Origin of the sequence: Pseudomonas sp. R28(2017), assembly GCF_002112505.1 — a bacterium.
In the GTDB taxonomy this organism is placed as follows: domain Bacteria; phylum Pseudomonadota; class Gammaproteobacteria; order Pseudomonadales; family Pseudomonadaceae; genus Aquipseudomonas.
The window spans coordinates 563,693-583,971 of sequence record NZ_NEHW01000002.1 but is presented as its reverse complement, the minus strand read 5'-3'; the positions used below and the strand labels follow the sequence as shown (position 1 = coordinate 583,971).

Here is a 20,279-nt window from a genome sequence, read left to right as displayed (position 1 = left end):
CCGCCACCGCCACCGCCACCGCCACCACCATCCTTGGCATACGCACTGGACGCGCCGCCAAGCGAGTCAGGCAACAATACTGCCGAAGCCGAAAGCACTGCACCGATAGCCAACGCCAACAAGCATTTCCTGAGCATGATGAGCCTCCGCATGGAGTCGCACTGTTACAGAATATTTCTCGAATTCTGAGCGTAGTCCGCCGCTTCGCTTGCCACCAGCCAGTCAGCCTGCCAAGCGCCGGAACACCAGGCTGGAAGCCCCGCACACCCCAGCGCACAACAGCATCACGGTGGCAATGTCGGCTACCGAGGTTTCGCTGCGCCCGTCCAGCCCGGCCAACAACCCCAGCAGCACCCCGGCCAGGCTCACCGACATGGCCATGGTCAACTGCACCGACATCGCCGACAGCGAACTGGCTGCGGCTGAGCGTTCACCGGGTACATCCTGGTAACTGGCAGCGCCCAAGGTCGAGAATTGCAGTGACCGCACCAGGCCTGCCGCGAACAGCACCACCGCCATCAGCCAGACCGCAGTATCGCGATCGAAGCTGGCACACAGGGCAATCCCCGCCGCGCTGAGCACGGCGTTACAACTGAGCACCCGTCGATAGCCGTAACGCCGCACCAAGGGCACGGCCAGCAGCTTCATCAACAGCGCCCCCACGCCGCCGCTGACCACCAGCCAACCGGCCGCCAGGGGGCTCATGCCCAGGCAGTTCTGCAACAGCAGCACGATCAGGAACGGCTGCGCCGCCGAGCCCAGGCGAAACAACCCGCCGCCGGCCTGGGCCACACCGAAACTGCGCAGGCGCAACAGCGACAGGTCGACCAGTGGGCTGGGGTGGCGCCGCGCATGCAGCAGGTAACCCACGGCGCAGGCCAGGCCAGCAACAACCAGGGCCAGTGCCCAGGCCCGCGGCAATTGCCCCAGCCCCAGCGACTCCAGGCCGAACACCAGCATGGCCAAGGCGCCACCACTGAGCAGCAGCCCGCGCACATCCAGCGGCGGCACCTGCCGTGCCGGGTAGTCCGGCACATGGCGCAGGATCAGCCAGCAGCCGACCAGGCAGATCGGCAGGTTGACCAGGAAGATCCAGTGCCACGACAGCACCGTCACCAGCAGCCCGCCGAGCAGTGGCCCGATCAAGGGCCCGACCAGGGCCGGCAAGGCCAGCCATGACATCGCTTGCAGCAACTGGTCACGGCTCGACCAGCGGAGGATGATCACCTGCCCCACGGGGGTCATCAACGCCCCCGCCGCCCCCTGCAGCATGCGCCCCAGGCACAGCTGCCAGAGCGTTTCGGCCAGGGCGCAGGCCAGCGAGGCCGTGGTGAACAAGCCCATCGCCAGCAACATCACCTGGCGCGGGCGAAAGCGTTCGGCGGCCCAGCCACTGACCGGCACGCACAGCGCCAGGGCGAGCATGTACAGCGACACCACCAGGTTCATGCGCAGCCCCGGCTCGCCGAAATCGGCAGCCATCTGCGGCAGGGCCGTCATCACCGCCGTGCTGTCGAGCAGCTCCATGAACAGCGCGGCGCCGATGATCACCGGCACCTTGGGGCTTTGCAGATGGCCGGCCAGCAAGGCCGGCTGGGCGGTCAAAACAGCCCCGAGACGGGCGGTCGGGTGCCCTTGAGCTGCCAGGCTCCGACCACCGCCGCCTTCCACTGGCGCGGGTTGTGGTTGGCCACGGTGCGGGCATTGCGCCAGTGCCGGTCAAGGTTGTGCTGGCGGCCGGTGGTGGAGGCACCACCGACATCGAACAGGGTTTCGGCCGCCTTGAGCGCCAGCTCGGCGACCAGGTACTGAACCTGCGCGACCTCGATGGCGGCCTGTTCGACGGCGGCTTCATCCAGTTGCGCGGCCCAGGCCTTGTCAATGGTTGCAGCGGCCTTGAGCACCAGGGCCTCGGCGCCATAGGCACGGGCGGCGATATCGCCTACCGACAGTTCCACGTAAGGGTCATCCACCGAACGGCTGGCGCTGCTGTGCTTGATCGGCCGGGCATGTTCGCGGGCGAAGTGCGTGGCGTCGTCCAGCGCGTTGCGGGCGATACCGGCCAGCACGGTGCCGAGGAACAGCTGCAGGAACGGCGTGACGACGGTGCGCTTGCCCTCCTCGACCGTGCGCGTGCGAATCTCGCTGGCCTCGACCCGCACATTGCGCAGGTGCGTGGTGCCGCTGGCGGTCAGGCGCTGGCCCATGGCGTCGAAATCGTCGACCAGCTCCAGGCCCTCGCGGTCGCGTGGCAGGATGAACGACACCGGTTGCTCGTCCTCATCCAGTGCCACCGCGCTGACATAATCGGCGAACAGTGCGCCGGTGCTGTAGAACTTGCTGCCGTTGGCGCGGTAGTGCTCGCCCTCGCGGACCAGGCGCGCAGCGATCGAGCCGTTGGCGCCACCCAGTTCCCAGCCAGCGTTGCCGATCACGGCACCTTGCAGGTAACGGGCAAACCAGCGCTCGCGCTCCTGCTCGGCGCCCTCGGCCTGGGCGGCCAGCAGGCCTTCGACGAAGGCGAAGCCGGGGCGCAGGGCCTGGGCCACATTGGAGTCGACCGAGGCAACCTGCAGCAGCAGTTCGATCACATCGCTGACCGTGCCGCCGGGGCCGCCGTACCGGGTCGGGATACGCACGGTGTAAAGCCCGGCAGCCGCGAGCTGGGCGATGGCTTCGTGGGGCAGCTGGCGTTCGCGCTCACGTTGCGCGGCACCTGCGCCGATGGCGGGTACCATGGCAACGATGCGGGCCTTCAGTTGCACGACGTCGGTCGCAGGCGTCTGGGTGGGGAAGCGTTGAAATGTGGTCATGGTTCAGTCCTTTAAGTACATCTTTCGTTTAGGTGACCCGGGCTTGTGGGAGCAGCTGTCTTGCTCAATTTCTAGAATCTGGCGCGATCCCTGTGGGAGCCGCGCAGGGCTTGGCGTCTCAGTTCACTGTCAGATCGCGATCTTCCATAGGCGGGTTTCGTCGAACAGGTCGAAGGCTTCGTGCTCCAGGTCCAGCGGCGGCACCACCAGTGCGCTGCCGCTGCCGGGCAGGCGCGGAACTGCGCCCAGCAGCCGTCGGGTGTATTCATGGGCCGGGCGCTCGAACAACTGCTCGACCGGTGCCTGCTCCACCACCTGGCCGTGGCGCATCACCAGCACGTCGTCGCTGACATGGCGGATCACCCCCAAGTCATGGGAAATGAACAGGTAGGCCAGGCCCAGCTCGTCCTGCAGATCCGCCAGCAGGTCGAGTACCTGGGCCTGCACCGACACGTCCAGGGCCGAGACCGGTTCATCGCAGATGATCACCTTCGGTTCGCTGGCAATCGCCCGGGCAATCGACACCCGCTGGCGCTGCCCACCGGACAGTTGCAAGGGCCGGCGCTGGGCCAGGTCCGCCGGCAAGCGCACCTGGCCCAGCAGCACGGCAATACGCGCCGGCCGGGCCGCCGCTTCGATACCGGCTACCTGCAAGGCGTCATCGAGAATCTGCGCCACGCTCCAGCGTGGGTCGAACGAGCCCAGCGGGTCCTGGTAGATCACGCTGATGTCGCGGCGCAACGGGCGGCGCAGCGCTTCGCTCACGGCATTGGCCGGGCGGTTCCATGGCTGGCCGCGGTACAGCACCTCGCCCTGGTCCGGCTGCAGCAGGCCGAGGGCGATGCGTGCCACCGTGGTCTTGCCCGAACCGGACTCACCGACAATGCCCAAGGTGCGCCCGGCGCGCAGGGTGAAATCGACACCCTGGACCACCTGGCGTACCCGCCCGTCAGGGCCGAGGTAGCGCTTGCCCAGGCCACGGCCTTCGAGCAGCACGTCGCTGTGCGCGCGTGCCCGTGGCGCCCGGCGCACGCCTGCCCGTTCCGGCGACAACCGGCTGCCACGCGGATGCTCGGCCGGCACCGCCGCCAACAAGGCCTGGGTGTATGGGTGCCGAGGCTGGCGCAGCACCTGCCGCATCGGCCCCTGCTCCACCACCTCGCCGTGGCGCAGTACCACCACCTCGTCGGCCAGTTGCGCGACCACCGCCAGGTCGTGGCTGATGATCAACAGCGAGGCGCCACGCGCCTTGATCTGCTGGAACACCTCAAGTATCTGCGCCTGCACCGTGGCATCCAGCGCCGTGGTCGGCTCATCGGCGATCACCAGCGCAGGGTCCAGGGCCAGGGCACTGGCGATCAATGCGCGTTGGCGCAGGCCGCCAGACAACTGCCCTGGGCGCTGGCGCGCGCGCAGCTCGACGTCGGGCACGCCTACCCGCTCAAGCAGCTCATGCACCCGCTGGGCACGCGATTGGCGATCGCCGTACTGATGCGTCTGCAACACTTCGAGCACTTCCTTGCCCACCGGCCGCAGCGGGTCGAGCGACACCAGCGCATCCTGCAGCACGAAACCGATGTCCTTGCCACGCACCGTTCGCCATTGGCGCTCGCTCAGGTCGAGCAGGTCATGCCCGGCAAACCTCAGCTGACGGGCGCTCACCTGGGCCTTGGCGCCGGCCAGGCCAACCAGGCTGCGGGCACTGACGCTCTTGCCCGAACCAGATTCGCCGACCAGCGCCACACAGCGGCCCGGTTGCAAGGTGAAGGACAGGTCGCGCACCACACTGCGCCCCGCGAAGGCCACGTTCAGGCCCTCGACGATCAAGGTCTTGTCGCTCATGGCAGGCGGCCCTCCAGGCGTTGTTGGATGTAGCGGCCAGTCACCGTGGTAGCCAGGGTGGTAAGGACGATGAACAGGCCGGGGAAGAAGGTCAGCCACCAGGCATTGGCGATGAAGTCGCGCCCCATGGACAACATGGTTCCCCACTCCGGCGCCGGTGGCCGTGCGCCCAAACCGAGGAAGCTCAGCGCCGAAGCCCACACGATCGCCTGGCCGACGCCCATGGTCAGCGTCACCACCAGTGGCCGCATGGCGTTGGGCAGCAACTGGCGCAGTACGATGCGCGAAGTCGGATGCCCCAGCGCCCGCGCCGCTTCGATGTAGCCGGCGTTGCGCACCGCCAGCACCTGGCCGCGCACCATCCGCGCATACCCCGGCGCCCCGCCCAGGCCGGTGGCAACGATCAGCGGGCCGACGCCACTGCCGAACACCGCCACGAACAGCAGCGCCAGCACCAGGCTGGGGAAGGCGAACAGCACCTCCAGCAGCCAGCCCAGCGCACGGTCCACCCGCGCCCCGCCAAGGCCACCGAGCAAGCCGAGGGTGATGGCGATGGCCATGGAAATCGCCGTGGCCGCCATGCCGATCAGCAGGCTTTGCCGGGCGCCGTGGATGATCCGCGCGAAGATGTCGCGCCCGGACTGGTCGGTGCCCAGCCAGTGCGCCCAGCTCGGCGGCTGGAAGGCATCACGCGGGACGATGGCGAGCGGGTCGATGCGGGTGAACAGCCCTGGCAGCAGTGCGGCCAGCAGCAGCGCGAGCAGGAACAGGATGGCCAGGCTGGCGCCCAGTGGCGGCAGCTTCACTGTGCGCTGCCGACGCAACGGCGCGAGGGCCCGGTCAAGGGTCAGGTCAGTCATGCGGCAGCCTCCTGTTGCCGTGGGTCGATCCACTGGTACAGCAGGTCGACGAGAATGTTCGCCAGGACATAGCCGGCCGCCACCACCAGGCTGACGCCGATCACCAAAGGCATGTCCTGGGCCTGCACCGCCTGGTACAACTGCCGGCCAATGCCCTTGCGCGAGAAGATCACCTCGCACACCACCGCACCGCTGATCAGTGCGCCGATGGCCCAGCCCGACAGCGACACGCCCGGCAACAAGGCGTGGCGCAAGGCATGGCGAAAGCGCACGGCCAGGTCGCCGAGGCCCCGTGTGCGGGCGGTGAGGACGAAGGGTTGCTCGAGGGTCAGCTCAAGGGATTCGCGGGTGACCTGGGCAATGAACCCGGCCAACGGAATCGCCAGCGAGAACGCCGGCAGCACCAGGCTGGCGAAGCTGTCGCTACCGGCGGGCGGGAACCAGCGCAGGCCGAAGGCAAACACCGCCAGCAGCACCACGCCGAGCCAGAAATGCGGCAAGGCGGCGCTGAGGGTTTCGGCCAGCGAAGCGATGCCGCCCACCAGCCGGCCACGCCCGGCAGTGACCACCGTCAGCAGCAGCACCAGCAGCCAGGCCAGTATTAGCGCAGCGAGGGTCAGCTGCAGTGTCGCCCCACCCTGCTCGGCCAGCACGCGGGTGACCGGCAGGTGCTGCGAATAGGACACGCCCAGGTCACCTTGCAGCAGGCGCCCGAGGTAGAACAGGTATTGCACCGCCAAGGGCTGGTCGAGGCCGAACTCCACGCGGGCGGCTTCGATCGCCTCTGGCGTCGGGTTGGCGCTGGGGCCCCCGAGAATAGCCAGCACCGGGTCACCCGGCATCAGGCGCAGGGCAAAGAACGTCAGGGTCGCCACCGCCCACAGCACCAGCACGCCACCGCCCAGGCGGAGGGCGGCGCGTTGGCCAAGGGCGGCCAGGCGTTCGCGGCGCGGGTCGGCCACCGCGCGTGTCGTCGTACTCATTTGTTCACCCATGCGTCATAGAGGTAGGTCACCGCCAGCGAAGGCTCCAGGCGCACGCCGTGGGCGGTCTTGTAGATGCCCAGGCGCGTGCTCTGCGGGTAGGTGGTGAGTTGCAGGTATTGCGCGGCGGCCTGTTGCTGCGCCTGGAAGTAGCGTTGCCGGCGCTGGTCGGCGTCCTGGGTGGCCAGGGCGCTGTCGAGCAGTGCGTCATAACCTGGGTCGGCGTAACCGGAGGAATTCTGGTGATAGCCACCGACCCCGGCCGGCTGCACGAAAGCGGTGGTGAAGATGATGCGCAATACGTCGGGGGTGTTGGTGTTCCAGTAGCCGGTGCGGATGTCGTAGTCCCATGCCGCTTGCCGGGCAGTGACCTGGGCGTCGCTCATCTGGTCGAGCACCAGCTCCAGGCCGGCCTGGCGGGTGGTGGCCTGCACCTGTTCCCACAAGGTCAGTTCCGACGGCGGCGTGCGCGCGCCGATGAGCACCACGGCACGCAGACGCTGGCCGTTCCTGGTGCGGTAGCCCTCGCTGTCACGGCCGGTCCAGCCGGCTTCGTCGAGCAGCCTGGCGGCACGGGCCGGGTCGTAATCCTGGCTGTGTTCGAAGTCGCCGCTGTAGAACGGCGTGGCCATGCTCAGCGGGCCACCGGCGCGGGGGAACTCACCAAAGTACACGCTCTTGAGCGCGCCCTCGACATCGGCGCTGCGCACGAAGGCCTCACGCACGCGGATGTCATCGAACGGCGCCCGGCGCAGGTTGAAAGTGCCGTTGGTGGGGTTGCCTGGGCGCTGGGCGATGATCAGGTCCACGTCGGGGTTGCGCCGTGCCGCTTCGTGGGATTCCGGCGGCAGCGTTTCGATCACGTCGACCTCACCGGCCTGCAGCGAGGCGAAGCGTACCGAGGGTTCCTGGATGAACTTCCAGACGATGCGGTCGAGGTACGCCGGGCCTTGATGCTGCGCCGTCGGTGGTGCCCAGTTGTAGTCCGGGTTGCGCACCAGCTCCACCTGGTTCTGCCGGTCCCAGCGCACCACCTTGAACGGCCCGCTGCCTACCGGGCTTTCGCAGTTCTGGTCACGGCTGCGCAACAGCGCGGTGGGGGACTGGATGCCGAGAAAGCCCTGGGCCAGCACTTCGAGGAAGGCTGCGTAGGGCGTGGCCAGCGTCACCTCGGCGGTGTATGGATCGATGATTTTCGTGCCGCGGTACTGACGGATATAGCCACCGGCGGTGCTGGACTGGGTCTTGGGGTTGGCCATGTGGTCGAGGTTGGCCTTGACCGCCTCGGCATTGAATGGGGTGCCGTCGGTGAAGTGCACGTCGCGGCGCAGGTGGAAGGTGTAGCGCAGGCCGTCTGGCGAAACCTCCCAGCTAGTCGCCAGCCAGGGGCCGATCTGGCCCTGGCTGTCCATGGAGACCAGCGAGTCGAGGTATTGCTGGGCGACGAACACCTGGGGCATGTCGCCAGCCACGTGTGGGTCGAGGCAAGTGGGTTCGCGGTCGGTGGCGTAGATCAGGGTGCCGCCCTGCTGTGGCGTGGTGCTTTGCGTGGTGTGCTGCTCGGCTTTTTCGCAGCCGAGCAGGGCCAGTGCGGTGCAGAGCGGGATCAGGGGGAGGATGGGTGAGTTCAAGGGCGCTCCTGCGGTGACTGGGCTTTGGTGGGCCTGTTGCAGGAGTTGTGCCGGGTTTAATGGGTTGATTTTGTTGGGGTTTGGTGGGGGGCGGTGCTGGGGGCAAGGCAAAATGTCTGGGGGGTGTTTGGGGAGCAACAGTGCTCGCCGATACAGGGATTGCGCCTATCAGCCCCTTCGCCATCGCATTTAGATAATGCGAGGCCCAGATCATCATCGGTTTCTCGTCCATCAAGCCGAGAATGGTCAGTTCCCGCACATAGCCCATAAGCTCAGAGGCTTGCTCGCGGGCATCGCGGCAGGGGATTGCGGGTTAAATGCGAAACAGCGGGTGGGTCTGGTCTTCACCTTGAAAAAGGGTGGTCTTGCCGACCGTGCATTGGGTATCGTCTGTGGTCATTGTTAATCTCCCTGAAATTTCCATGGCCTGGTCTGACCCTTTCGCGGGCACGCCCGCTCCCACAGGGATCGCCGCAGGCCTGAAGGCTTGCGCTGTACCTGTGGGAGCGGGCATGCCCGCGAAAACGCCAGCACAGGTTTACACCGCAATCCGTTCAAACCAGCTAGGCCGTGCCGCCGGCAAATGCGGAACCGCCTCAAGCAGGGCCCGGGTGTATGGATGACGTGGCTGCCCGAGCACCTGGGCCGCATTGCCTTGCTCAACCACCCTGCCCCCTTGCATCACCAGCACCTGGTCACTCACCTGCTCCACCACGCCCAAGTCATGGGAAATGAACAGACAAGCCAGGTTCAACTCGGCCTTTAGCTCCGCCAGCAACGCCAGGATCCGTGCCTGCACCGACACATCCAGCGCCGAAACCGGCTCATCCAGCACCAGCACCTTGGGCTTCATGGCCAGTGCCCGGGCAATCGCGATGCGCTGGCGCTGCCCGCCTGACAGCTCCAGCGGGCGACGGTCGAGCAGCCCAATCGGCAACTGCACCCGCTCCAGCAACGCCACCGCCTCGGTCCGCTGCAAGCCACGCGGTACCCCCGCCTGGGCCAGCGCTTCGGCCAGCACCCGCAACACGGTATAGCGCGGGTCGAACGAGGCCAGCGGGTCCTGGAACACGACCTGAATGCCCTGGCGGGCCTGGCGCTGCTGCGCGGCGGAAAGCGCCAGCCAGTTCTGCCCGGCCACGTGCACACTGCCCTGCTCCGGTCGCTCCAGCCCCAGCAGGATGCGGCCCAGCGTGCTCTTGCCAGAGCCGGATTCACCCACTACGCCGAGGGTCTGCCCGGCGCGCAGTTGCAGCGACACATCGCTCAGCACCTCACGCGGCTTGCCATCCGGCCCGATGAAAGCCTTGCTCAGGCCACGTGCCTCCAGCACCAGCGGTTGCTCCTCCACAGCCTCCTCCACCAACGTCAGCGCCGGTACTACCGGACGCTGGAAATGCACCGCCCGCGCCGCGCTCAGCAGGCGTTGGGTGTAGGGGTCCTGCGGGTCCTGCAGGATCTGTTCGACACTGCCCTGCTCCACCACCACGCCATGGCGCATCACCGCCACCCTGTCCGCCAGCCGCGCCACCACGGCGAGGTCGTGGCTGACCATCAGCAAGCTGTTGTCGCGCGCGCGCAGTTGCTCCAACAGGTCGAGGATCTGCGCCTGCACCGTGGCATCCAGCGCGGTGGTGGGCTCGTCGGCGATCAGCAGGCGCGGCTGGCAGGCGATGGCCGAAGCGATCAAGGCGCGCTGGCGCAGGCCGCCGGACAGCTGCCACGGGTATTGCCGGGCGCGGACCTCGGGTTCAGGCACGCCGACCTGGCGCAGCAGTTCGAGCACCCGCAAGCGCCGCTGTTCAGCGGACAGGTCAGTGTGCAACAGCAACGGCTCTTCGACCTCGGCACCGACGCGCCGCAGCGGATCGAGCGAACCCAGTGCATCCTGCATGACGAAGCCGATACGCCCACCGCGCAAGCGCTGCCAGCCCGCTTCGTCGACCTGGCGCAAGTCCTGCCCGGCAAAGGCCAGGCGCTGGGCCTGCACATGGGCACCCACCCCGGTGAGGCCAACCAGGGTGCGCGCCGTCACGCTCTTGCCCGAGCCCGATTCGCCCACCAGCGCCAGGCACTGTCCGGCGTGCAGTTGCAGGTCGACGCCGTGCACCACCGGCACACCGTTGAAGCTCACGCGCAGGTCGCGGATGTCCACCAAGGGTGCCGGGTGCTTTTCGAAGATGCTCATGGGGTTCTGCCCTCGCTACGGCGCAGCCAGTCGCGGCCGATGACGGTGATGGAAATGACAGTCAGGGTGATCGCCAACGCCGGCCAGGCCATCAGCCAGGGGGCGTTGGCCATGAAGTTGCGCGCCACCGCCATCATCGCGCCCCACTCGGGCGCTGGCGGTGGCGCGCCGAAGCCGAGGAAGCTCAGCGCGGCGGCAGCGGTGATGGCGCCGCCCAGGCCGATGCAGGCCAGGATCAGCACCGGCTGCACGGCGTTGGGCAGCACATGGGCCAACACCACCGCCGAGCGCTTGCGCCCCAGCGTGACGGCGGCTTCGACGAAGACGGCGTGGCGCAGGGTCAGGGTCTGCGCGCGGACCAGGCGGGCGTAGCGTGGTACCGAGGCGATGCCGACGGCGAGGATCAGGTTGCTGGTGCCCTGGCCGAACAGGGTGATGATGACCAGTGCCAGCAGCAGGTCGGGGAACGCCAGCAGCACGTCGACGGCGCGCATCAGCAGGTTGTCCAGCCAGCCGGGGGCCAGGCCGGCGACCAGGCCGAGCAATGTGCCCAGGCCGAGGCCGACCAGGGTGGCGGCCAGGCCGATGTAGAGCGATGGGCGGGCGCCGTGGACCAGGCGGCTGAGGACGTCGCGGCCGTTTTCGTCGGTGCCGAGCCAGAAATGGCTGCTGGGCGGGAGGTAAGCCAGGCGGGCGTCGGCGGCCAGGGGGTCGGTTGGGGATAGCCAGGAAGGGAAAGCTACTGCCAGCAGGAGCAGGGCCAGGATGGACCAGGCCAGCGTCAAGCCGGGGCGAACCTGCCACCTGCTTGTCGCGGTGGTCGGTGACAATGCAATCGTGTTCATATCTGTCCTTCGTTTGTCGCCTGTGCGGGCCTCTTCGCGGGCAAGCCCGCTCCCACAGGGTTACCGCAGGCCCGAACTTGACGGCTTCCTGTGGGAGCGGGCTTGCCCGCGAACAAGGGCGCAGCCCTTGCCATGCGGGCTACGGTGCCGGGTTTGGAATACGGCGGTGCACGGCCTGGATCTCGGCCAGCACGTCGTCGCTCAATTGCACATCCAGCGCACTCAGGTTCTCCTGCAATTGCTGCAAGCTGGTCTGCCCGGTGATCGCGCTGGCCACGAACGGCTGGCGGATCACGAAGGCCAAGGCCAACTGCGCCGGGGTCAGCCCATGCTCCCGGGCAATCTGCACATAACTGCCAATGGCACTGTTGGCCTCGTCACTGCCATAGCGGTTGAACGTGCGATACACCGACGACAACCGCGAACCCTCCGGCCTGGCCCCGTTCAGGTACTTGCCGGTCAACGCCCCGAACGCCAGTGGCGAATAGGCCAGCAGGCTGACCGCCTCGCGATGGCTGTACTCCGACAGGCCGTTTTCATACAGGCGGTTGAGCAGGCTGTACGGGTTCTGGATGCTGGCGATACGCGCCAGGCCCTGGTCCTCGCTGTGCCGCAGGAACTGCGCCACACCCCAAGGCGTTTCGTTGGACACGCCGATATGGCGCACCTTGCCAGCCTTGACCTGTTCGTCGAGCACGGCAAGGGTTTCTTCAATGGCGGCGGTTTGCGGGTGGTCGTCGACGTAGGGGTATTCGCGGATGCCGAAGAAGTTGCTGCTGCGGTCGGGCCAGTGCAGCTGGTAGAGGTCCAGGTAGTCGGTGTTCAGCCGGCGCAGGCTGCCCTCCAGGGCTGCGACGATGTTCTTGCGGTCGTGGTGCGACAGGCCATCGCGGATGTGCGCCTGGCCCCCCGGGTCACGGGCCGGGCCGGCGATCTTGCTGGCCAGGATGAACGCGTCGCGGTTGCCGCGGGCCTTGATCCAGCTGCCGATGTAGCGCTCGGTGGTGGTCCAGGTTTCGGCGCGGGTGGGCGTGGGGTACATCTCGGCAGTGTCGATGAAGTTGATGCCGGCAGCGGTGGCGGCGTCCAGTTGCTGATGGGCGTCCTGTTCGCTGTTCTGGTGACCCCAGGTCATGGTGCCGAGGCTGAGCAGGCTGACCTGGAGGTCGGTGTGGCCTAACGGGCGGTAGCGCATGGTGCGACTCCTTGGGTTGCAAACTGGTTTTCGGCCCTGGGCAAGCCCAGGTGCTCGCGCAGGGTGGTGCCGGTGTATTCGGTGCGGAACAGCCCGCGTTTCTGCAGCAGCGGCACCACTTCCTCGACGAACACCCGCGCCCCGGACGGGAACATGTCGGGCATGATGTTGAAGCCATCCCCCGCCCCGGCCAGGAACCACTCGGCCAAGGTGTCGGCGACCTGCTGCGGCGTGCCGACGGCCAGTCGGTGGCCGACCAGGATCCGCCGCGACAATTGGCGAATGGTCAGGTTCTCGCTGCGCGCCAGGTTCAGCTGGGCTTCCAGAAACCCATGGGAGCCCCGTTCGAAATCCGCCACCGCGCCAATCCGTGCCCAGGGCAATGGCGCATCCGGGTCCAGTTCGCTGGCGTCGATGCCGATGCGCCCCGCCACTTGCTGCAGCAGGCCATGCTCGCCATGCCAGGCATTGAGCTGGTCAAACCGTGCATGGGCTTCGGCCTCGGTACTGCCGATCACGGTCGACAGGCCCGGCATGATCTTCAGGTGCCGCGGGTCACGCCCCCAGGCCTTGGCGCGGGCTTTCATCTCCTGGTAGAACGCCTGGCCATCGGCCAAGGTGGTCTGGGTGGTGAAGATCGCGTCGGCATAGCGTGAGCCGAGTGCCTTGCCGCCTTCGGAGGAGCCGGCCTGCACCAGCACCGGCCGGCCTTGGGGCGAGCGTGGCAGGTTGAGCGGGCCCTTGACCTGAAAGTGCTTGCCCTGGAAGTCCAGGGTGTGAACCTTGCGCGGGTCGGCGAAACGGCCACCGGCGCGGTCGCCGATGATCGCGTCGTCCTCCCAGCTGTCCCACAGCTTCAGGGTCACCTCGACGAACTCTTCGGCACGCCCGTAGCGGTCGACATGCAGTGGCGCGCCGGCCAGGCCGAAGTTCTGCGCCGCTGCGTCACCGGCATTGGTGACCACGTTCCAGGCCGCACGGCCGCCGCTGATGTGGTCCAGCGAGGCGATGCGCCGGGCCAGGTTGAACGGTTCGTTGTAGGTGCTGGAGCAGGTGGCGATCACCCCGATGCGCTCGGTGGCGGCGGCCACGGCGGTGAGCAGCACGGTCGGCTCCAGGCGCCCGCCGGGCTGGGCGGACACATCCGGCGGCAGTGCCGGGCCGTCGGCGAGGAAGATCGCATCCAGGCAGCCGCGCTCGGAGATGCGCGCAATGTCGCGGTAGTAGTTGACGTCGATGTAGGCGTCGAGCGCCGCCTCGCCCTGGCGCCAGGCAGCGGCGTGCGAGCCGAAGCCAAGGATGTTCATGCCCAGGCTCATCTGTTTGGTGGTCATGGGGGTTCTCCTGTTCAGACCGCGCTGGCTTCGTCGCCGCTGCCCTGCCCTTGGTTGGCGGCAGCCTGGCGGGCACGCCAGGCCTGGGCCGGGCTGATGCCGTTGAGGTAGTAGTCGCCCAGCGCCTGCTCGCGGTAGATCGCCGGGTTGTGCGAGGCCAGGGTGCGCGCGTTGCGCCAGTGGCGGTCGAGGCGCCGGCTGTTGCTGGTGGCCGAAGCGCCGCCGACTTCGAACAGCAAGGTGCTGGCCTGCAGCACTTGCGGCAGGACAATCTGCTGGGCCTGGAAGGCGTGGATTTCGGCGTCCGTATACAGCTGCTCGGGTACGTCACCCTGCTGCCCGGCTTCGAACACTGCCTGCAGGCTCTGGCCCACGGCGCTGACCTGGGCCTCGGCGGCAAACGCCAGGCTCGACAGCCGACCGATCACCGCCTGCACCAGCGGGTCGGCGGCCGGCTGCGACTGCCCCGGCACGCCGAAGGCGCGGGTGCGGCCCTGGACGAAAGCCACGGCATCGGCCAGCACCGCACGGCTGATGCCGGCCAGCGTCGCCAGGTGCACCGCCTGGTAGAACGCGGTGAGGTAGGATTCGGCGCGCAACTCGCCCTTGGCGAAGCGGCGCAGCAGGTGCTCCGGCTGCACCTTCACCTGGGTGAAACGCGTGGTACCGCTGCCGGTCAGGCGCTGGCCGAAGCCATCCCAGTCATCGACCCGCTCCACGCCCGGCGCACGAGTCGGCACGGCCAAGCTGACGAAATCATCGCCGTGGTTGGCCACCGCTGCGACCCAGTCGGCGTAGAGGGTGCCGGTGCAGTAGTACTTTTCGCCGTCCAGGCGCAAACCGCCCTCGCCCTCGCCAAGCTGCACGGTATTGCCGGTGCTGTCGGTGCGCTCGGCCATGGCCGCGCCCCACAGCTCACCGGCCACCACGCGGGCGAACCAGTAGTCCTGGGAGGCAGCATCGTTGGACGACAGACGCCCTTCGACAAAGCCGAAGTGGGCGCGGAAGATCTGCGGCAGGTTGGAATCGGCCTGGCCCAGGCGCACCAGTTGCCGCAGCAGCTGCGGCAAGCTCGCGCCAAGGCCGCCGTGGCTGCGTGGCACGCGCAGGGCGCCAAGGCTGGCTTCGCGCAACCAGGCCACCGGCTCATGGGCCAGGGTGCGCTGCTGCTCGCGGGCCACCGCGCCTTCGGCGATGCGCGCGTACACCGGCGCCAAGCGCTCATCCAGTTCGGCGTCGGTAATCGGGGTTTGACTCATGACGGTTCCTTTCTCGTGAATTCAGGGGCGCGCGGTGCGCGGGTCGATGGCATGGGTCGCCAGGTCCACCAGCAGGTTGACCAGCACGTAGATGGCCGCTGCCAACAGGGTCACGCCGAGCACCAGCGGCACATCCTTGGTGGCGGTGGCGTCGAGCATCAGGCGGCCGATGCCTTGCCGGCCAAACAGCAGCTCCAGCACCACGGCGCCGCCCAGCAGGCTGGCGAACACGTAGCCGGCCAGGGTCACCAGCGGCACCAAGGCGTGGCGAAGGGCATGGCGCAGGCGCACGGCGGTGTCACCCATGCCGCGGGCGCGGGCCTGGGTGATGAAGGGTTGCTCCAGCACCTGCTCCAGCGCCTGGCGCAGCACCTGGGCCAGCACCGCCGCGATCGGCAGCGCCAGGGCCAGGCTCGGCAGCACCAGCGAGCGCCAGCCGCTCGAACCGGACGGCGGCAGCACATGGAAGTAGAAGGCGAAGGCCAGCAGCAGCACGGTCCCGATCACGAAATTGGGCGCCGACGACAGCACCAGTTCGATGCCCGACACCAGCGCCCGCAAACGCCGCCCACGGTTGGCGGTGAGCAGTGCCGAGGCCAGCGCCAGCAGCACGGCCAGCACGGCGGCGCTGCTGGCCAGGGCCAGGGTCGCGCCGGCCTGCTCGGCAATCGCCTGGCCGACCGGTATGCGCAGCCGGTAAGACTCGCCCAGCTCACCCTGGGCCAGGCGCAGCAGGTAATGGCCGTACTGCACCCACAGGGGCTGATCGAGGCCGTATTCGGCGCGCACCTGGGCCAGCATCGCTGCGCTCGGCATGGCATCCGGGCCGCCAAGAATCGCCAGCGCGGTATCGCCACCGCTGTGCTGCATGCCAAGGAAGGTCAGGCTGGCCGCCGCCCACAGCACGATCACGCCGTCACGCAGGCGGCGCAGCAAGGTCGCCAGCAGTTTCATGGTTGCTCCTTTTGCTGTGCTTGAGGGGCCAGCCACACGCTGGTGAACAGAGGAACGTTGTGCGAGCCGTCGAACAGCACGCCGCCGACCGCGTTGCGGTAGGCCAGCAGCATCTGGCTTTCCACCGACGGCACGGCCGGCACGGTCTCGCCCAGGCGCTGCTGGGCCTGACGGTACAGGGCCCGGCGCTGCGACGGGTCGGTGCTGCGCCGGGCGTCGCCAAGCAGCTGATCGAGGCGGGCGTCACGGAAGTGGCCGACGTTCTGGCCGATCATCCGGGCGCTGGGGATCGACTGGCTGTGGTAGAGGATGTACAGGCCGTCGGCGGTGTTGGTGTGCCAGTAGCCGCCACCGAGGGCATCGAAGTTGCCGCGGTAGCGCAGCTCCATGACCTTGCTGATCGGCAGCAGCTCGATGCGCAGGTCGAAGCCGAGCTTGCGCAGGTCCGCCTGGGCCGCCACCGAGACATTGGCCGGGAACGCCGGGTTGTCGTAGGTCAGCAAGGTCGCCCCAAGGCGCTGACCGTTGCGGGTGCGATAGCCCTCGGCATCACGCCCGGTCCAGCCGGCGGCATCGAGCAGGCGCCCCGCTGCGGCCGGGTCGAAGGCCAGCGCATCGCGCGCCACCGGGTCGTAGCCGGGGGTGTTCACGGCGAGAAAGTCGCCCTTCGCCAGGTACTCGCCGAAGCCGGAGATCCACGCCAGGCCGTCGCGGTCGATGGCCTTGGCCACTGCCTGGCGCACCCGCACGTCATCGAACGGCACGCGCTCGACGTTGAAGGTGATGCTGCGCGCCGGGTTGCCCTTGCGGATGCGGTTGCGCAGGGTCAGCTGCGGGTTGGCGCGGATCGCCGTGGCATTCTGCGCCGGGGCGTCCAGGGCCATGTCGCTGTCGGCGGCTTCCAGCGAGGTGTAGCGGATCATCGCTTCGGGCACGTAGCTCAACTCGATGCCGTCGAGGTAGGCCTCACCCGGGTGGTTGATGGCCAGCGGCGCCCAGTCGTAGCCCGGGCGGCGGGCGAAACTGGCGCGCTGGTCGCGCACCCAGCCGGTCAGCACGAACGGCCCGGTGCCGATCGGCTGGCTGGCGATGGTCGCGGGCGCCTCGATGATCTGCCGTGGCGAGATCATCCCCAGCCAGGCTTGCGACAGCACATCGAGAAACGGCGCATAGGGTGCGCGCAAGGTGGCCTCGAAGGTGAATGCATCGACCACCCGGCCCTGCAGGTACGGCGCGATGTAGGCAGCGGCCAGTGGCGACTTGGTCTTCGGGTCGCGCATGTGTTCGAGGTTGACCCGCACCGCCTCAGCGTCGAAGCGCTCGCCGTCGCTGAAGGTGACGTCGTCACGCAGGTGGAAGGTGTAGGTCAGGCCGTCAGCACTGATCTCCCAGCTTTTTGCCAGCCACGGTGTGAGGGTGCCGTCTTCGGCCTGGTAGACCAGGCAATCGAAGAGGATGCGGCCCATCCACTGCATGTTGCCGTTGGACAATGCGTGGATATCGAAGCTGCCGGCGTCGGTCGCCGCCGACACGCGCAAGGTGCCGCCGCGCTGGCCGGCCTGCTGCTCGACGAAGTCGCTGGCCGGGTAGCGCATCACGCCGTTCACTGCGCTGACCGCTTCGCCCTTGAGGCTGCCCTGGGCGGGCGGTGGCGTGGCGGGTGAACAGGCGGCAATTAACAGCGCACTGGCCAACAGGCATGAGTTGAATAATCGGACATTTGGCTGCACAGCGGGCTCTTTATATAGACGGCTACATAAGGCGCTATTGCAGTTGTCGTGCCAGCCTGAAAACTGTGTATTCATTGAAGTTCATTCAATGCGCAGACTGATTAAACGTACAAAGTGTTCCACCCCTGTTGCACTGACAACATCCATCACTGTGGGAGCGGGCTTGCCCGCGAATGCGGCGGCACAGCGTATACCGCATTCGCGGGCAAGCCCGCTCCCACAGGGTTCGCCATGGCATTCGGATATTTGGATATAACCTGCACTGTTCAAACAGCGACAGGTGTTCAACAAAACTCGCTATTTCGTTCAGCACTTCACACTGAAACTTCCGCAATCACAGCAAGTTCCGGCCTTTTGCCAGCTGGCACAGAAACTGCTCTAACCGGTTTCGACAGGCCTGACTATTCCCATAGAACGCCGAGGACCCAAGATGACTTTCAAGGAATACAACGATGCGTGCCATTCAACTCAATCCACTGCGCCTGGCCGTGGCCACGGCCCTGCTGGCCCCGGTCACGGTACTGGCCGCTGACCCGACCCTCGGCACGGTGACCGTGCAGGCCGCCAAGCAGACTGAAGTGCAACAGGCCGCCAGCGCCCTCGCCGAAGTGCCCGGCGGCACCAGCGTGGTCGACAGCGAAGAGGTCGCCAAAGGCCGCACCGCCACCCTGCAGGACACCCTGGCCTACCAGCCCGGCGTGTTCGTGCAGTCCACCGGTGGCAACGACGCGGCGAAGATCTCGATCCGTGGCTCTGGCGCCAACACCTCGCCTGGCTACTTCCGCGAAGGCATCAAGTTCCTGTTCGACGGCCTGCCGCTGACTGGCCCCGGCGGCACCCCGTATGAATTCCTCAACGCCAGCGGCGTCAACTACACCGAGATCCTGCGCGGTGCCAACGCCTTCCAGTACGGCGCGCTGACCCTCGGTGGCGCGGTCAACTTCGTCAACCACAGCGGTTACAGCGCCCCCGGCCTGCGCGTGCGCGCCGAGGCCGGCAGCTACCATTACCAGAAGCAGAGCATCAGCTACGGCGGTGTCGAAGGCGACCTGGACTACTACCTGCAGGCCGACAACTACCGCAACGACGGTTATCGCGACTACAGCCTGTCGAAGAGCTCCGGCATCGTCGCCAACGCCGGCTACCGCTTCAACCCGAAGCTGGAAACCCGCCTGCTGCTGCGCTACCGCGACGAAACCCACAACGACCCCAGCGCCACCACCCTGGACAATGCCCTGCACCACCCGCGCCGGGCCAGCGCCACCGCCGAAAGCAGCGGCGCCGGTGCGCGCCGCCCGGGCAGCATCTGGGTCGGCAGCAAGACCACCTACACTTTCGACGACGATGCGCGGCTGACCTTCGGCCTGTCGTACCACGACTACCGCCACACCAACAGCCCGCGCAGCCCGAGCAACCCCAGCTACTGGGACTGGCATGACCTCGGCCTGCTGCTGGGCTATGACCGCGTCGACTACCTGTTCGGCCACGAGAGCCGCAGCAATATCGCCTTCACCTCGACCCAGCACCTGCGCGGTGGGGTGGACTCGGCCAACGGCAACAAGGTGTCGCTCAAGCAGGTCAACTACAAGGATTCGTTCGACCGGGTGATCGCCCTGGGCAACGACATCAACCTGGTCGACAACCTGTGGCTCACCAGTGGTGTGTCGTTCATCAACGTGCGGCGCAAGGTCAACATCGATTACGCGGTGAACCCCAACACCACCACCTTCCCGCAGCATGTCGACTACGACAACTGGAGCGTCGCCCCGCGTATCGGCCTGCGTTACGAGTTCAGCCCCGAACTGCAGGTGTTCACCAACTTCAGCCGCAGCATCGACCCGCCCGCCTCATGGGAATACTCAGGTTCCGGCCCGACCCTGCCGTACATCCGACCGCTGGTGGAACAGAAGGCCAACACTTTCGAGGTCGGCATCAAGGGTTCGCACGGCATCTTCGACGGCAGCCTGGCGCTGTACCGCTCATGGATTCACGACGAACTGCTGAACGTGCAGATCATCCCTGCCACCTCTACCGCAGCGGCGGTGACCGGCGCGTTCAACGCTTCGCCGACCATTCATCAGGGCGTCGAGGCTGGGCTCAACACGCGCCTGTGGGACAACCCCCAGGGCGACCTGGTGCGCTGGCGCCAGTCGTACACCTACAACGATTTCTACTACCGGCATGACGACACCTTCGGCGACAACCAGCTGCCGGGCGTGCCCAAGCACATCTACCAGGGCGAACTGCAGTACCAGGACCACAGCGGCTGGTACACCGGGGTGAATGTGCAATCGGCGTCGCGCACGGCGGTTGACTACGCCAACAGCTTGTATGCGCCGTCGTACACGATCTGGGGGGCGAACCTTGGGTATGAAGCGCCGAAGGGCAACTGGAAGGTCTCGCTGGACCTCAAGAACCTGGCGAACAAGGCATACGTGACGGCGGTGACGCCGGTGTACAACGCGCGCGGGCTCGATACCGCATCGTTCTGGCCGGGGGATGGGATCGGGGCTTATGTGGGGGTCGAAGTGAGGTACTGATAGCGCCTTTTGCAGGGCCGGCCTCTTCGCGGGCAAGCCCGCTCCCACAGAATTACCACAGTATTCAAGGCTGTGGTGATCCTGTGGGAGCGGGCTTGCCCGCGA

Annotated in this window: 14 protein-coding genes and 1 pseudogene; 1 reads left to right on the top strand and 14 read right to left on the bottom strand. The window is 67.3% G+C overall.

Annotation, left to right across the window (positions count from 1 at the left end; all coding sequences use genetic code 11):
- Nucleotides 1–222: 222 nt before the first annotated feature.
- From CAF78_RS05490 to CAF78_RS05425, 14 genes and pseudogenes are all read right to left on the bottom strand, one after another.
- Nucleotides 223–1,605 carry an MFS transporter gene (locus tag CAF78_RS05490; RefSeq protein ID WP_085673208.1) on the bottom strand — a complete coding sequence of 461 codons (1,383 nt, stop codon included), beginning with the start codon at nt 1,603–1,605 and terminating at the stop codon, nt 223–225.
- Nucleotides 1,602–2,813, bottom strand: coding sequence for an acyl-CoA dehydrogenase family protein (locus CAF78_RS05485; RefSeq protein ID WP_085673210.1), 1,212 nt, complete (start codon nt 2,811–2,813; stop codon nt 1,602–1,604). Before CAF78_RS05485 ends, CAF78_RS05490 begins: the two co-directional genes overlap by 4 nt.
- Nucleotides 2,814–2,942: 129 nt before the next feature.
- Nucleotides 2,943–4,655 (bottom strand): ABC transporter ATP-binding protein, encoded by a 1,713-nt coding sequence (locus tag CAF78_RS05480; RefSeq protein WP_085673212.1) that lies wholly within the window; start codon nt 4,653–4,655, stop codon nt 2,943–2,945.
- A complete protein-coding gene (locus tag CAF78_RS05475) occupies nt 4,652–5,515 on the bottom strand; it encodes an ABC transporter permease (RefSeq protein ID WP_085673214.1) in 864 nt (287 codons plus the stop codon). The genes CAF78_RS05480 and CAF78_RS05475 overlap by 4 nt, the downstream gene beginning before the upstream one ends.
- Entirely contained in the window at nt 5,512–6,498 is a 987-nt protein-coding gene (locus CAF78_RS05470) for an ABC transporter permease (RefSeq protein WP_085673218.1), read from the bottom strand. Before CAF78_RS05470 ends, CAF78_RS05475 begins: the two co-directional genes overlap by 4 nt.
- Nucleotides 6,495–8,129 carry an ABC transporter substrate-binding protein gene (locus CAF78_RS05465; RefSeq protein WP_085673216.1) on the bottom strand — a complete coding sequence of 545 codons (1,635 nt, stop codon included), beginning with the start codon at nt 8,127–8,129 and terminating at the stop codon, nt 6,495–6,497. The genes CAF78_RS05470 and CAF78_RS05465 overlap by 4 nt, the downstream gene beginning before the upstream one ends.
- A gap of 166 nt (nt 8,130–8,295) precedes the next feature.
- Nucleotides 8,296–8,529, bottom strand: a pseudogene (locus CAF78_RS05460) (DUF3077 domain-containing protein); the annotation flags it as partial.
- Nucleotides 8,530–8,667: 138 nt separating this feature from the next.
- A complete protein-coding gene (locus CAF78_RS05455; RefSeq protein ID WP_085679003.1) occupies nt 8,668–10,317 on the bottom strand; it encodes an ABC transporter ATP-binding protein in 1,650 nt (549 codons plus the stop codon).
- Entirely contained in the window at nt 10,314–11,162 is an 849-nt protein-coding gene (locus CAF78_RS05450) for an ABC transporter permease (protein ID WP_085679007.1), read from the bottom strand. The genes CAF78_RS05455 and CAF78_RS05450 overlap by 4 nt, the downstream gene beginning before the upstream one ends.
- Before the next feature lie 139 nt (nt 11,163–11,301).
- Complete coding sequence (locus tag CAF78_RS05445; protein ID WP_085679010.1) at nt 11,302–12,357, bottom strand: NADP(H)-dependent aldo-keto reductase; 1,056 nt, start codon at nt 12,355–12,357, stop codon at nt 11,302–11,304.
- Nucleotides 12,339–13,691 carry an LLM class flavin-dependent oxidoreductase gene (locus tag CAF78_RS05440; protein WP_085679013.1) on the bottom strand — a complete coding sequence of 451 codons (1,353 nt, stop codon included), beginning with the start codon at nt 13,689–13,691 and terminating at the stop codon, nt 12,339–12,341. The genes CAF78_RS05445 and CAF78_RS05440 overlap by 19 nt, the downstream gene beginning before the upstream one ends.
- A gap of 14 nt (nt 13,692–13,705) precedes the next feature.
- Nucleotides 13,706–14,950, bottom strand: coding sequence for an acyl-CoA dehydrogenase family protein (locus CAF78_RS05435; protein ID WP_085679016.1), 1,245 nt, complete (start codon nt 14,948–14,950; stop codon nt 13,706–13,708).
- 21 nt (nt 14,951–14,971) lie between these two features.
- Nucleotides 14,972–15,904 (bottom strand): ABC transporter permease, encoded by a 933-nt coding sequence (locus CAF78_RS05430; RefSeq protein WP_085679019.1) that lies wholly within the window; start codon nt 15,902–15,904, stop codon nt 14,972–14,974.
- The gene (locus CAF78_RS05425) at nt 15,901–17,634 is read right to left on the bottom strand and encodes an ABC transporter substrate-binding protein (RefSeq protein WP_085679022.1); all 1,734 of its coding nucleotides are present in this window, start codon (nt 17,632–17,634) and stop codon (nt 15,901–15,903) included. Before CAF78_RS05425 ends, CAF78_RS05430 begins: the two co-directional genes overlap by 4 nt.
- A 452-nt stretch (nt 17,635–18,086) precedes the next feature.
- Between CAF78_RS05425 and CAF78_RS05420 the strand changes: the two genes are divergently transcribed.
- On the top strand, nt 18,087–20,174 hold the full coding sequence (locus CAF78_RS05420; RefSeq protein ID WP_085679026.1) for a TonB-dependent receptor domain-containing protein: 2,088 nt from the start codon (nt 18,087–18,089) through the stop codon (nt 20,172–20,174).
- Nucleotides 20,175–20,279: the final 105 nt, after the last annotated feature.

Excerpts from the sequence above, each read along its gene's own strand:
- CAF78_RS05485 (WP_085673210.1), bottom strand. The coding sequence starts at position 2,813 with ATGACCACATTTCAACGCTTCCCCACCCAGACGCCTGCGACCGACGTC.
- CAF78_RS05480 (WP_085673212.1), bottom strand. The coding sequence starts at position 4,655 with ATGAGCGACAAGACCTTGATCGTCGAGGGCCTGAACGTGGCCTTCGCG.
- CAF78_RS05475 (WP_085673214.1), bottom strand. The coding sequence starts at position 5,515 with ATGACTGACCTGACCCTTGACCGGGCCCTCGCGCCGTTGCGTCGGCAG.
- CAF78_RS05470 (WP_085673218.1), bottom strand. The coding sequence starts at position 6,498 with ATGAGTACGACGACACGCGCGGTGGCCGACCCGCGCCGCGAACGCCTG.
- CAF78_RS05455 (WP_085679003.1), bottom strand. The coding sequence starts at position 10,317 with ATGAGCATCTTCGAAAAGCACCCGGCACCCTTGGTGGACATCCGCGAC.
- CAF78_RS05450 (WP_085679007.1), bottom strand. The coding sequence starts at position 11,162 with ATGAACACGATTGCATTGTCACCGACCACCGCGACAAGCAGGTGGCAG.
- CAF78_RS05445 (WP_085679010.1), bottom strand. The coding sequence starts at position 12,357 with ATGCGCTACCGCCCGTTAGGCCACACCGACCTCCAGGTCAGCCTGCTC.
- CAF78_RS05440 (WP_085679013.1), bottom strand. The coding sequence starts at position 13,691 with ATGACCACCAAACAGATGAGCCTGGGCATGAACATCCTTGGCTTCGGC.
- CAF78_RS05435 (WP_085679016.1), bottom strand. The coding sequence starts at position 14,950 with ATGAGTCAAACCCCGATTACCGACGCCGAACTGGATGAGCGCTTGGCG.
- CAF78_RS05430 (WP_085679019.1), bottom strand. The coding sequence starts at position 15,904 with ATGAAACTGCTGGCGACCTTGCTGCGCCGCCTGCGTGACGGCGTGATC.
- CAF78_RS05420 (WP_085679026.1), top strand. The coding sequence starts at position 18,087 with ATGCGTGCCATTCAACTCAATCCACTGCGCCTGGCCGTGGCCACGGCC.